The 12,833-nt window shown below is 70.1% G+C and carries 10 protein-coding genes; 7 read left to right on the forward strand and 3 right to left on the reverse strand.

Translation table 11 applies throughout. From position 1 onward, the window contains the following. The first annotated feature begins 62 nt into the window (after window positions 1-62). The 7 genes from OOK34_RS21450 to pgi all read left to right on the forward strand — a co-directional run bounded on the left by OOK34_RS21450 (window position 63) and on the right by pgi (window position 9,145). Complete coding sequence (locus OOK34_RS21450) at window positions 63-3,023, forward strand: M14 family metallopeptidase (RefSeq protein ID WP_267035477.1); 2,961 nt, start codon at window positions 63-65, stop codon at window positions 3,021-3,023. 232 nt (window positions 3,024-3,255) lie between these two features. Beyond that, on the forward strand, window positions 3,256-4,260 hold the full coding sequence (gap, locus tag OOK34_RS21455) for a type I glyceraldehyde-3-phosphate dehydrogenase (protein WP_267035478.1): 1,005 nt from the start codon (window positions 3,256-3,258) through the stop codon (window positions 4,258-4,260). Window positions 4,261-4,408: 148 nt separating this feature from the next. After that, window positions 4,409-5,620: a phosphoglycerate kinase gene (gene pgk, locus OOK34_RS21460; RefSeq protein ID WP_267035479.1), complete on the forward strand. Its 1,212-nt coding sequence runs from the start codon at window positions 4,409-4,411 to the stop codon at window positions 5,618-5,620. A 6-nt stretch (window positions 5,621-5,626) separates the two neighbouring features. Continuing rightward, window positions 5,627-6,415: a triose-phosphate isomerase gene (gene tpiA, locus OOK34_RS21465; protein WP_267035480.1), complete on the forward strand. Its 789-nt coding sequence runs from the start codon at window positions 5,627-5,629 to the stop codon at window positions 6,413-6,415. Window positions 6,416-6,536: 121 nt separating this feature from the next. Beyond that, window positions 6,537-6,767 (forward strand): preprotein translocase subunit SecG, encoded by a 231-nt coding sequence (gene secG / locus OOK34_RS21470; RefSeq protein ID WP_267036851.1) that lies wholly within the window; start codon window positions 6,537-6,539, stop codon window positions 6,765-6,767. Window positions 6,768-6,978: 211 nt separating this feature from the next. Further along, on the forward strand, window positions 6,979-7,314 hold the full coding sequence (locus OOK34_RS21475) for an RNA polymerase-binding protein RbpA (RefSeq protein ID WP_007263454.1): 336 nt from the start codon (window positions 6,979-6,981) through the stop codon (window positions 7,312-7,314). A 178-nt stretch (window positions 7,315-7,492) separates the two neighbouring features. Further along, complete coding sequence (gene pgi, locus OOK34_RS21480; protein WP_267036852.1) at window positions 7,493-9,145, forward strand: glucose-6-phosphate isomerase; 1,653 nt, start codon at window positions 7,493-7,495, stop codon at window positions 9,143-9,145. Between the two features lie 75 nt (window positions 9,146-9,220). On the opposite strand, the gene pgl is transcribed toward pgi, so the two are convergent. From pgl to zwf, 3 genes are all read right to left on the reverse strand, one after another. Then, window positions 9,221-10,003 carry a 6-phosphogluconolactonase gene (pgl, locus tag OOK34_RS21485; RefSeq protein ID WP_267035481.1) on the reverse strand — a complete coding sequence of 261 codons (783 nt, stop codon included), beginning with the start codon at window positions 10,001-10,003 and terminating at the stop codon, window positions 9,221-9,223. Between the two features lie 261 nt (window positions 10,004-10,264). Beyond that, window positions 10,265-11,305: a glucose-6-phosphate dehydrogenase assembly protein OpcA gene (gene opcA, locus OOK34_RS21490; RefSeq protein ID WP_267035482.1), complete on the reverse strand. Its 1,041-nt coding sequence runs from the start codon at window positions 11,303-11,305 to the stop codon at window positions 10,265-10,267. After that, window positions 11,302-12,831, reverse strand: coding sequence for a glucose-6-phosphate dehydrogenase (zwf, locus tag OOK34_RS21495; protein ID WP_267036853.1), 1,530 nt, complete (start codon window positions 12,829-12,831; stop codon window positions 11,302-11,304). The genes opcA and zwf overlap by 4 nt, the downstream gene beginning before the upstream one ends. Window positions 12,832-12,833: the final 2 nt, after the last annotated feature.

A 12,833-nucleotide genomic window follows, 5' to 3' on the forward strand; every position in this document is an offset into this window, starting at 1 on the left:
ATCACCGGATCGTGAGCCTGGCGTCCGAACGCTTTCGTGGCAGACGACGCCCAGGGGGGCACATGAGGCACCGCGCGAGATCGATCCTCGCCGCAAGCGCACTCGTCTTCGGAACCACACTCGCCGCACTACCCGCCGCTGCCCAGGCCCGGCCCGCGTCCGGTGCGCCGTCCGGCGCCGACGAGGTACGGGCCTACGACGCGGACATCACCCGCGAACAGGTCCCGCTCGTCCTCGCCGCCGGCCAGGACGCCCACGAACTCTCCGAGCGCGCCCCCGAGACCGGGACCGCCAGGGTCGAACTCTTCCTCACCGGGGACCAGGCGAAGGAGCTCGCCGCCCAGGGGGTCAGGCTCGCCGAGCGCAAGATCTCCGCCCAGGGACTGGCCCGCGCCAAGGCCGCCGGGGACGGGGTCTTCCGCCCGTACAGCGGCAAGGGCGGCCTCCAGGAGGAGATCCTGCGGACCGCGCAGGAGCACCCGGGGCTCACCAAGGTCGTCTCCATCGGCAAGACCGTCCAGGGCAAGGACGTCCTCGCCCTCAAGGTCGGCAAGGACGCCGGCAAGACCAAGGACGGGGACAAGCCGTCCGTGCTGTACATGTCCAACCAGCACGCCCGTGAGTGGATCACCCCCGAGATGACCCGGCGGCTGATGCACCACACCCTCGACGGCTACGGCAAGGACGCGCGGATCACGAAGCTGGTGGACTCCAGCGACCTGTGGTTCCTGCTCACCGCCAACCCCGACGGGTACGACTACACCCACTCCCCGGACGGCAACCGGCTGTGGCGCAAGAACCTGCGCGACAACAACGGCGACGGGAAGATCACCGCCGTCGACGGGGTCGACCCCAACCGGAACTTCGCCTACAAGTGGGGCTACGACAACGAGGGTTCCTCCGCGAGCCCGTCGAGCGAGACCTACCGCGGCCCCAAGGCCCAGTCCGAGCCCGAGACCCTCGCCCTCGACGCCTTCGAGAAGCGCATCGGCTTCGAGTACGCCATCAACTACCACTCCGCCGCCGAGCTGATCCTCTACGGCGTGGGCTGGCAGGTGGCCACCCCCACCCCCGACGACGTGGCCTACGAAGCGCTCGCCGGCACCCCCGAGAACCCTGCCGTCCCCGGCTACTACCCGCAGGTCTCCTCCGAGCTCTACACCACCAACGGCGAGGCCGACGGGCACGCGGCCAATGCCAACGGCATCATGATGTTCACCCCGGAGATGAGCACCTGCCAGACGGCCGCCGCCGTCGACCCGGGCGACCGGTGGAAGCCCGAGGACTGCCCCTCCATCTTCAACTTCCCGGACGACGAGAAGCTCATCCAGGCGGAGTTCGCCAAGAACATCCCCTTCGCCCTGTCCGTCGGCGAGAGCGCCGCCCACCCGGACCGGCCCTCCTCGGCCGTCGGCCTGAGCGCCGCCGACTTCACCACGGACCCCTTCACCACCTCCTACGCCGCCCGCGGCGAGGACCAGGAGGTCGCCGTCACGGCCCGCAAGGCGCTGAAGGACAAGGAGCTCAAGTACCGGATCAACGGCGGCCGTACGCACGACGAGGACCTCAAGGCCTGGAAGGGCGGCGAGGTCTACGGCGGCGAGGACAACAACTGGTTCGACGAGTACCGGGCCAAGGTGGACGGAGCCAAGCCCGGCGACAAGGTCGAGGTCTGGTTCACCGGCCGCGACGGCTCCGGCAAGGAGGTCTCCAGCGAGCACTTCACGTACACCGTGGCGCAGCGCCCCCGCGCGGACGTGCTGGTGATCGCCGAGGAGGGCGCCAAGGCCCAGCACGCCCAGAGCTACGTCGACGCGCTGCGGGCCAACGGGAAGTCCGCCGCCGTGTGGGACGTGGCCACGCAGGGCGTCCCGCACCACCTCGGGGTGCTCTCGCACTTCCGTACCGCCGTGCACTACACCGGGGCCGGCGCCCCGGGCGGCGAAACCCAGCTCGCCGTGCGCGACTTCCTCAACGAGGGCGGCTCCCTGATCGAGGCCGGTGAACTGGCGGGCGGCAACGCCAAGGTCGGCCGCGCCGTGACCAACGACTTCAGCCAGTACTACCTCGGCGCCTACGGCCGGGCCTCGGTCAACGGCCCCGCCGGATTCACCGGCGCGGGCTCCCTCACCGGGGCCAAGGGCGCCCTCGGCGACGCGGCGGGCAATCCGCTGAACGCCCCCGGGGCCTACACCGTCACCTCCGACACCCTGCCCCCGGCGCAGTTCCCGCAGTTCAAGAGCGCGCAGGCGGGCCAGTACGCCGGGGTCGTGAACCCGTACGCCCCCTACGCGGGCAGCGGGATGGCCGCGGCCACCCATGACGACGACGACTGGAAGCGCCTCACGCGCACCATCGACCTCACCAAGGTCGGCGCCGCCGACAAGCCGCAGCTGAAGATGGCCCTCAACTGGAACACCGAGGAGGGCTACGACCACGCGGCCCTGGAGGCCCGTACGGCCGGCGGGGACGACTGGACCACACTCCCGGAAGCGGGAGGGCTGAGTTCCGCCACAGTCCCGGCGGAGTGCGGGGCCGGGTTCTTCCTGGGCGGTCACCCGTTCCTGCGCCGCTACCTCACCCTGGACGCCGGCGGCTGCACCCCCAAGGGCAGCAGCGGAGCGTGGAACAGCTTCACCGGCTCCTCCGGCGGATGGAAGCAGGTCTCCTTCGACCTGAGCGCCTACGCCGGGAAGACCGTGGAGGTCTCCCTCTCCTACGTCACCGACCCCGGCTCGGGCGGCCGCGGCGTCTTCGCGGACGAGGCGCGGGTGTCCGTGGGCGGCGCCGACCAGCCCGTCGAGGGCTTCGAGACCTCCCTCGGGACCTGGGCCGCGCAGGCAGGACCTGCCGGAAGTCCCGATGTTCCGGGCGATTGGTCCAGGACCGGAGAGCTGTTCAAGTCCCATGCGGCGGTCACTACCCGTGACACGGTCCTCCTCGGCTTCGGGCTGGAACACCTGCCCGCGGCGGCGGACCGCGCCGTTGTCCTCGGCAAGGCCCTGCGGTCCCTGGACCACTGACGTACGACCCCGTTTCCGCTCACGCTGAGTGACAGGACCAAAGTCCCCGGGTCCCTGTGCCGGAGCCACTGGTACAGGGCTTCGCGGGGTTCCCCCCGCCAAGCAGGGGGAGTGTCAGGCTCCGACCGATGTCACTCAAAAGCTCACAGAGAGGTAGGGTCGTAAGCGGTCGGGGACATCCCATACAGCTCGCCGGCGGGACAGGCCGGCGTACCAACGAGGAGATCGGTTCGTGACGATCCGCGTAGGCATCAATGGTTTTGGCCGAATTGGCCGTAACTACTTCCGGGCTCTTCTCGAGCAGGGAGCGGACATCGAGATCGTCGGTGTCAACGACCTGACGGACAACGCCACCCTGGTGCATCTGCTCAAGTACGACACCATTCTGGGCCGCCTCAAGGCCGAGGTCTCCCACACCGACGACACCATCACGGTGGACGGCAAGACCTTCAAGACCTTCGCCGAGCGCGACCCCGCGAAGCTCCCCTGGGGCGAACTGGGTGCCGACATCGTCATCGAGTCGACGGGCATCTTCACGAAGAGGGCCGACGCGGCCAAGCACATCGCCGCCGGCGCGAAGAAGGTCCTCATCTCGGCTCCGGCCAAGGACGAGGACATCACCATCGTGATGGGCGTCAACCACGACAAGTACGACGCGGCCAGCCACCACGTGATCTCCAACGCCTCCTGCACCACCAACTGCGTGGCGCCGATGGCCAAGGTCCTCGACGAGAACTTCGGCATCGTCAAGGGCATGATGACGACGGTCCACGCGTACACGAACGACCAGCGCATCCTGGACTTCCCGCACTCGGACCTGCGTCGCGCCCGCGCCGCCGCCGAGAACATCATCCCGACGTCGACCGGTGCCGCCAAGGCCACCGCGCTGGTCCTGCCGCAGCTCAAGGGCAAGCTCGACGGCATCGCGATGCGCGTTCCGGTCCCGACCGGGTCGGTCACCGACCTGGTCCTGGAGCTCGACCGCGAGGTCTCCAAGGACGAGATCAACGCCGCCTTCCAGAAGGCCGCCGAGGGCCAGCTCAAGGGCATCCTCGACTACACCGAGGACGCGATCGTCTCTTCCGACATCGTGAACTGGCCGGCCTCCTGCACCTTCGACTCCTCCCTGACCATGGCTCAGGGCAACCAGGTCAAGGTCGTCGGCTGGTACGACAACGAGTGGGGCTACTCCAACCGACTCGTCGACCTCACCGTCTTCGTCGGCGGTCAGCTCTAAGGCCGTCAGCGCAAAAGCGTAGGGCAAGGCACCACGATGTGAGCACAGGGTCCGCTCGGCGCGATGAGGCGCCGTACGGGCCCTGTTGCTTGCCTCGCCCTCCCCGTCCTCGCCCTCCGGGTGAAGGTCTCCAAAGGAGTAGGAACACATGAAGACGATCGACGAACTGCTCGCCGAGGGCGTCGCCGGCAAGCGGGTCTTCGTCCGCGCCGACCTCAACGTGCCGCTCGCGGGCAGTGAGATCACCGACGACGGCCGGATCCGCGCCGTCCAGCCGACCATCGCCGCGCTCGCCGCGGCGGGCGCCCGCGTGGTCGTCGCCTCGCACCTGGGCCGCCCCAAGGGCGCCCCGGACCCGGCGTTCTCCCTCGCGCCGGCCGCCAAGCGGCTCGGCGAGCTGCTCGGCGCGGAGGTGGCCTTCGCCACCGACACCGTCGGCGCCTCCGCGAAGGAGACGGTCGAGGCCCTCACCGACGGCCGGGTCGCCGTCATCGAGAACCTGCGCTTCAACGCCGGTGAGACCTCGAAGGACGACGCCGAGCGCGGCGCCTTCGCCGACCAGCTCGCCGAGCTGGCCGACGTCTACGTCGGCGACGGCTTCGGCGCCGTCCACCGCAAGCACGCCTCGGTGTTCGACCTGCCCGCGCGCCTCCCGCACGCGGCCGGCCACCTCATCGCCACCGAGGTCGGCGTCCTGAAGAAGCTCACCGCCGACGTCAAGCGCCCCTACGTGGTCGTCCTCGGCGGCGCCAAGGTCTCCGACAAGCTCGCCGTCATCGACGAGCTGCTCGGCAAGGCCGACCGCATCCTCATCGGCGGCGGCATGGCGTACACCTTCCTCTACGCCAAGGGCTACGAGGTCGGCATCTCCCTGCTTCAGAAGGACCAGGTCGACGTCGTCAAGGAGTACATGCAGCGCGCCGCGGACACCGGTGTCGAACTGGTCCTCCCCGTCGACATCCTGGCCTCCGCGGACTTCCCCGACCTCAAGGGCAAGACCCCGGCCGAGTTCGTCACCGTCGCCGCGGACAAGATCCCCGCCGACAAGGAGGGCCTGGACATCGGCCCCAGGACGCGTGAGCTGTACGCTTCGAAGATCGCCGACGCCGAGACCGTCTTCTGGAACGGCCCGGTGGGCGTCTTCGAGCACCCGGACTACGCGGGCGGCACCACCGCCATCGCGCGGGCGCTCGTCAACAGCGGGGCCTTCACCGTGGTCGGCGGTGGCGACAGCGCCGCCGCGGTCCGCATCCTCGGCTTCGACGAGAACGCCTTCGGTCACATTTCCACCGGTGGTGGCGCCAGCCTCGAATACCTCGAGGGCAAGACGCTCCCCGGCCTCGCCGCCCTGGAGGGCTGAACCCCTATGACCTCTGTCGCAAACGGCCGCACCCCGCTGATGGCGGGCAACTGGAAGATGAACCTCAACCACCTCGAGGCCATCGCCCACGTCCAGAAGCTCGCCTTCGCGCTCGCCGACAAGGACTACGACGCCGTCGACGTCGCGGTGCTCCCGCCCTTCACCGACCTGCGCTCGGTCCAGACCCTGGTCGACGGCGACAAGCTGAAGATCAAGTACGGCGCCCAGGACATCTCGGCGCAGGACTCCGGCGCGTACACCGGTGAGATCTCCGGTCCGATGCTGGCGAAGCTGAACTGCACCTTCGTCGCCGTCGGCCACAGCGAGCGCCGCCAGTACCACGGCGAGACCGACGAGCTCTGCAACTCCAAGGTCAAGGCCGCCTTCCGCAACGGGATCACCCCGATCCTGTGCGTCGGCGAGGGCCTGGACATCCGCAAGGCCGGCCAGCAGGTCCCGTACACGCTGGCCCAGCTCGACGGCGGCCTCAAGGACGTCCCGGCCGAGCAGGTCGAGTCCATCGTGATCGCGTACGAGCCCGTCTGGGCGATCGGCACCGGCGAGGTCGCCACCCCCGAGGACGCGCAGGAGGTCTGCGGGGCGATCCGCGGCCGCCTCGCCGAGCTGTACTCCCAGGAGCTGGCCGACAAGGTCCGCATCCAGTACGGCGGCTCGGTCAAGTCCGGCAACATCGCCGCGATCATGGCCCAGCCCGACGTCGACGGCGCCCTGATCGGCGGCGCGGCGCTGGACACCGACGAGTTCGTCAAGATCGTCCGCTTCCGCGACCAGTGAGTATGCGGTAGGGCGGATCCGTCGTACCCTTGCGGGGGCCGGGGGCTGCTGACGCAGCTTGCCGGCCCTCGCTTCCTCCCAGCAGCAGCCGAAAGCCCAGAAAGTAGGAATCGCCGTGGTTATGGGGTTCTCGATCGCCCTGATCGTCTTCAGCGCTCTGCTGATGCTGCTCGTGCTGATGCACAAGGGCAAGGGCGGCGGCCTTTCCGACATGTTCGGCGGCGGCATGCAGTCCTCGGTCGGCGGCTCCTCCGTGGCGGAGCGCAACCTGGACCGCATCACGGTCGTCATCGGCCTGCTGTGGTTCGCCTGCATCGTCGCGCTCGGCCTGCTCATGAAGTCCAGCACCTGACGGTTCCGGCCATTCCGGCGGCCCCGGCCACCGTGACGGCCTTATCCTGAGTGCGGCGTCCTGGTTGCGGAACAAGTGCCTCTGCTCCCCACTCCCTTGTGGGGATGATCCCTCCGGTTGCTGCACGCGGGTTGGGCTTTACGTAAACTGGGGCGCCCCCAGCGGGTATACCCTCACGCTCGGCGGCACCATCACGCAGGGAGTTACGACCGTGGCAAGTGGCAACGCGATTCGTGGAAGTCGGGTCGGAGCCGGGCCGATGGGCGAGGCCGAGCGCGGCGAATCCGCGCCGCGCCTGCGCATCTCCTTCTGGTGCTCGAACGGGCACGAGACGCAGCCGAGCTTCGCCAGCGACGCGCAGGTGCCGGACACCTGGGACTGCCCGCGCTGCGGGTTCCCGGCCGGCCAGGACCGGGACAACCCGCCCGCGCCGCCGCGCACCGAGCCGTACAAGACGCACCTCGCGTACGTACGCGAGCGCCGCACGGACGCCGACGGCGAGGCGATCCTCGCCGAGGCCCTCGCCAAGCTCCGGGGCGAGATCTGAGTCGGGATCCGAGACCCGGCAGACGTCGGGGCCACACTCGAGAGTGACTCGGGGCCCGGCCCGTGGGAGAGCGAATCCCGCGGGCCGGGCCCCTTTGTGTGCGTTGTCCCCCTTCGAATCCCTTAGGTTGGAAGGTGGCGGGGCACAACAGGACGGAAGAAGTGGGTTGATGTCCGAGATGAACGCAGACAGCCGTACGAGGCTCAACCGGACGCCCGAGTGGATCGCACTCGGCAAGCACCGGGACGAGCTGGGGCAGACGCATCTGCGGGATCTGTTCGAGACGGATCCGGAGCGGGGAACCGGCTACATCCTGCGGGTCGGGGACCTGCACATCGACTACTCCAAGCACCTCGTGACCGACGAGACGCTCGCGCTGCTCCGCGAACTGGCGTCGGCCACCGGCGTGGCACGGCTGCGGGACGCCATGTTCCGCGGCGAGAAGATCAACACGACCGAGGACCGGGCGGTCCTGCACACCGCGCTGCGCGCTCCCGCGGACGCGGTCGTCGAGGTGGACGGCGAGAACGTCGTCCCCGCGGTGCACGCGGTCCTCGACAAGATGGCGGCCTTCTCCGACCGGGTCCGGTCGGGGGAGTGGACCGGGTTCACCGGCAAGCGCATCAAGAACGTGGTCAACATCGGGATCGGCGGCTCCGACCTGGGCCCGGCGATGGCGTACGAGGCGCTGCGCGCCTTCACCGACCGCGGGCTGACCCTGCGCTTCGTGTCCAACGTGGACGGCGCCGACCTGCACGAGGCCGTGCGCGAACTGGACCCGGCGGAGACGCTGTTCATCATCGCCTCGAAGACCTTCACCACCATCGAGACCATCACCAACGCCACCTCGGCGCGGGAATGGCTGCTCGGGGGGCTGGGCGGCGACGCGGCCGCGGTGGCACGGCACTTCGTGGCGCTGTCGACCAACGCCGAGAAGGTCGGCGAGTTCGGCATCGATCCGGCCAACATGTTCGAGTTCTGGGACTGGGTCGGAGGCCGCTACTCCTTCGACTCCGCCATCGGGCTCTCGCTGGTGATCGCCATCGGCCCGGACTCCTTCCGGGAACTGCTGGGCGGCTTCGCGCAGATGGACCGGCACTTCCGCACGGCGCCGCCGGAGCAGAACGCCCCGCTGCTGCTGGGCCTGTTGGGCGTCTGGTACGGGGCCTTCTTCGACGCGCAGTCGCACGCGGTGCTCCCGTACAGCCACTACCTCTCCCGCTTCACGGCCTACTTGCAGCAGCTGGACATGGAGTCCAACGGCAAGTCCGTGGACCGGGACGGCAATCCGGTGGACTGGCAGACCGGCCCGGTGGTGTGGGGCACGCCCGGCACCAACGGGCAGCACGCCTACTACCAGCTGATCCACCAGGGCACCCGGATGATCCCGGCGGACTTCATCGGCTTCGCCCGCCCGGTGGCGGAGCTGCCGCCGGCGCTGGAGGCGCAGCACGACCTGCTGATGGCGAACTTCTTCGCCCAGACGCAGGCGCTCGCCTTCGGCAAGACGGCCGACGAGGTCCGGGCGGAGGGCGTCGCCGAGGCGCTCGTCCCGCACAAGACCTTCCAGGGCAACCACCCGACGACGACCATCCTCGCCGCCGAACTGACCCCGGCGGTGCTGGGCCAGCTCATCGCGCTGTACGAGCACAAGGTGTTCGTCCAGGGCGCGGTGTGGAACATCGACTCCTTCGACCAGTGGGGCGTCGAGCTCGGCAAGGTCCTCGCCAAGCGGGTGGAGCCGGCGCTGACGGAGGGCTCGCACGTGGAGAGCCTCGACCCGTCGACGCGGGCGCTTGTGGCCACGTACCGGGAGCTGCGCGGCCGCTGAGGCCGGATGCACGAAGGGCCCCGCACCGTCCGGTGCGGGGCCCTTCGCCGTCTGCGTCTGCGTCTGCCTCTGCCGTCAGGCGGAGGCCGGGGGGTACAGGCCGGTCGGCAGCTTGGCCGCCGCCGCGCGGTCCAGCAGCCACAGGGTGCGGCTGCGGCCGTAGGCGGCCGCCGCCGGAGCCTGGACCTCGCCCGCGCCGCCGAGGGCGATGGCCACCGCCCCGGCCTTGTCCTCGCCGGCCGCCAGCAGCCACACCTCGCGGGCCGCGCGGATCGCCGGCAGGGTGAGCGAGACGCGGGTCGGCGGAGGCTTCGGGGCGCCGTGGACGCCGACGACGGTGCGCTCGGTCTCGCGGGCCGCCGGGTGCTCGGGGAACAGGGACGCCACGTGGGTGTCCGGGCCCACGCCCAGCATCAGCACGTCGAAACGGGGCACCGGGCCGTGGTCCTCGGGCCCGGCGGCCTTCGCCAGCTCGGCGGCGTAGGAGGCCGCGGCGGCGTCCACGTCGGCGCCGTACGGGCCGTCGGAGGCGGGCATGACGTGCACGCGGGCCGGGTCCACCGGGACGGCGTCCAGGAGGGCCGCACGGGCCTGGGTGTGGTTGCGCTCGGGGTCGTCGGCGGGGAGGTACCGCTCGTCGCCCCACCAGAGGTCGATCCGGGACCAGTCGATCGCGTCCCGCGCGGGGGCGGCGGCGAGGGCCGCGAGCAGGCCGTTGCCGTTGCGGCCGCCGGTCAGGACGACGGAGGCCGAGCCGCGGGCCGCTTGCGCGTCCACGATCTTCGTGATGAGCCGGGCCGCTGCGGCCTGCGCCATCAGCTCCTTGTCCCGGTGGACGACGACCTGGGGAGTCGTCATACCCATGTGCTGCCGCCTTCTTGGTAGTTCTGGGGGTGGTGCGGATGCCGCTGCGCGGAGCCGCTCCCCACCCCGCCCCTTCTCCCCCAGCTACCGCTGGGAGGTGCCCCCAGAAACCGGGGGCGAGCCCCCGGACCCCCCTTGCCCTCAAACGCCGGGCGGGCTGGAAGTGCCGCTGCGCGGCACCTCCAGCCGCACCGGCGACTGAGGTGGGAACGGTGGAAGGGCGGGTAGGGGATCGCTCCGCGCAGCGGTCCGGTGCTACTTGGCCGCCGCCCGCTTGGCCGGCTTGGGGGCCGGCTTCGCCGCAGGGGCCTCGGCCACAGGGGCCTCCGCCGCCTCGGCCTTGGCCGGAGACGGCTTCGGGGCCGGGGCGGACGTCGTGAGCCGGGCGACGCCGAACTTCAGCGAGGCCTCGTACGTGTTGTCCGGGTCCAGCCGGCGCAGCTCCTCCGCCAGGAGTTCCGCCGTGTCGCGGCGCTTGAGCGCCACCGCACGGTCGGGCTGCCCCGGCATGCACAGCGTCGCCAGCGCACCGTCCGCGCGGTCCAGGACGATCAGGCCGTCCTTGGTCTCCAGGCGTACGGCGGTCAGCCCCGGCCCCCCTGACAGGGTCCGGTTGACCGGAACCCCGAGGCGGTCCGCCAGCCACATGGCCAGCAGCTCGCAGCTCGGGTTCTCGTCCTCGCCCTCGACGGTCGCCGAGACCACCGACACCGTCTGCTGGTCCAGCGCGGCAGCCAGCATGGAGCGCCACGGGGTGATCCGGGTCCAGGACAGGTCCGTGTCACCCGGTGCGTAGGCCTGCGCCCGCAGGGCCAGGGCCTCGATCGGGTTCTCGGAGGAGTACGTGTCCGTGATCCGGCGCTGCGCCAGCGCGCCCAGCGGGTCGCCCGCCAGGTCCGCGGGAGCACCCTCCGGCCACCAGACGACCACGGGGGCGTCCGGCAGGAGCAGCGGGAGCACGACCGACTGGGCGTGGTCGACCAGTTCGCCGTGCAGGCGCAGTACGACCGTCTCCCCGGTGCCGGAGTCCGCCCCGACGCGGAGCTCCGCGTCGAGCCGGGCATCGCGGCGACTGCGCGGGGAGCGGCTGACCCGCTTGACCACGACGACGATCCGCGAGGGGTGTTCGTGGGACGCGTCGTTCGCCGACTTGAGCGCGTCGTACGCGTTCTCTTCGTCGGTCACGATCACCAGCGTGAGGACCATGCCGATGGCCGGCGTGCCGATGTCCCGGCGCGCCTGCACCAACGCGGCGTTGATCTTGCTGGAGGTGGTCTCCGTGAGGTCGATCTTCATGGCCGGCGCCAGCTCCGTCCGTCTCGTGCGAGCATCTCGTCCGCCTCGACCGGTCCCCAGGTTCCCGCCGGGTACTGCGCGGGCTTGCCGTGCTTGTCCCAGTACTCCTCGATCGGGTCGAGGATGTTCCAGGAGAGCTCGACCTCCTGATGGCGCGGGAAGAGGTTCGCGTCACCCAGCAGGACATCCAGGATCAGCCGCTCGTAGGCCTCGGGGCTGGACTCGGTGAAGGACTCGCCGTAGGCGAAGTCCATCGTGACGTCCCGTACCTCCATGGAGGTGCCCGGCACCTTGGAGCCGAAGCGGACCGTCACGCCCTCGTCCGGCTGGACCCGGATGACCAGGGCGTTCTGCCCCAGTTCCTCGGTCGCGCCCGACTCGAACGGCAGGTACGGCGCACGCTTGAAGACCACCGCGATCTCCGTCACCCGACGGCCCAGGCGCTTGCCCGTGCGCAGGTAGAACGGGACGCCCGCCCAGCGGCGGTTGTTGATCTCCAGCTTGATGGCCGCGTAGGTGTCGGTCTTCGACTTGGGGTCGATGCCGTCCTCTTCGAGGTACCCGACGACCTTCTCGCCACCCTGCCAGGCCGCCGAGTACTGGCCGCGCACGGTGTGCTTGCCCAGGTCCTCCGGCAGCTCCACGGCGGCCAGCACCTTGAGCTTCTCGGCCACCAGCGCCTTGGGGTGGAAGGAGCCGGGCTCCTCCATCGCCGTCAGCGCCAGCAGCTGGAGCAGGTGGTTCTGGATGACGTCGCGGGCCGCGCCGATGCCGTCGTAGTAACCGGCCCGGCCGCCGATGCCGATGTCCTCCGCCATGGTGATCTGCACGTGGTCGACGTACGACCGGTTCCAGATCGGCTCGAACATGGTGTTGGCGAAGCGGAGCGCCAGGATGTTCTGGACGGTCTCCTTGCCGAGGTAGTGGTCGATCCGGAAGACCTCGTCACGGGGGAAGACCTCGTGGACGACCTTGTTGAGCTCTTCCGCGCTCTTCAGGTTGTGGCCGAAGGGCTTCTCGATGACGGCACGCCGCCAGGAGCCCTCCTTCTGCGCCAGGCCGTGGTCCTTGAGCTGCTGGACCACCTTGGGGAAGAACTTCGGCGGCACCGAGAGGTAGAAGGCGAAGTTGCCGCCCGTGCCCTGGGCCTTGTCGAGCTCCTCGATGGTCGACTTCAGCGTCTCGAAGGCCGCGTCGTCGTCGAACTCGCCCTGGACGAACCGGCAGCCCTGCACCAGCTGCTGCCAGACCTCCTCACGGAAGGGGGTGCGCGAGTGCTCCTTGACGGCCTCGTACACCTCCTGGGCGAAGTCCTCGTCCTGCCACTCACGCCGGGCGAAACCGATCAGCGAGAAGCCCGGAGGCAGCAGGCCGCGGTTCGCGAGGTCGTAGACGGCGGGCATGAGCTTCTTGCGCGACAGGTCACCCGTAACGCCGAAAATGACCAGGCCGGACGGCCCCGCGATGCGCGGGAGCCGCCGGTCCTGTGCGTCACGAAGCGGGTTCGCTCCGTTCACCGACAAAATAC

Source organism: Streptomyces sp. NBC_00091 (genome assembly GCF_026343185.1).
Taxonomy (GTDB): Bacteria; Actinomycetota; Actinomycetes; order Streptomycetales; family Streptomycetaceae; genus Streptomyces.

Excerpts from the sequence above, each read along its gene's own strand:
- OOK34_RS21450 (WP_267035477.1), top strand. The coding sequence starts at position 63 with ATGAGGCACCGCGCGAGATCGATCCTCGCCGCAAGCGCACTCGTCTTC.
- pgk (WP_267035479.1), top strand. The coding sequence starts at position 4,409 with ATGAAGACGATCGACGAACTGCTCGCCGAGGGCGTCGCCGGCAAGCGG.
- tpiA (WP_267035480.1), top strand. The coding sequence starts at position 5,627 with ATGACCTCTGTCGCAAACGGCCGCACCCCGCTGATGGCGGGCAACTGG.
- secG (WP_267036851.1), top strand. The coding sequence starts at position 6,537 with ATGGGGTTCTCGATCGCCCTGATCGTCTTCAGCGCTCTGCTGATGCTG.
- pgi (WP_267036852.1), top strand. The coding sequence starts at position 7,493 with ATGAACGCAGACAGCCGTACGAGGCTCAACCGGACGCCCGAGTGGATC.
- pgl (WP_267035481.1), bottom strand. The coding sequence starts at position 10,003 with ATGACGACTCCCCAGGTCGTCGTCCACCGGGACAAGGAGCTGATGGCG.
- opcA (WP_267035482.1), bottom strand. The coding sequence starts at position 11,305 with ATGAAGATCGACCTCACGGAGACCACCTCCAGCAAGATCAACGCCGCG.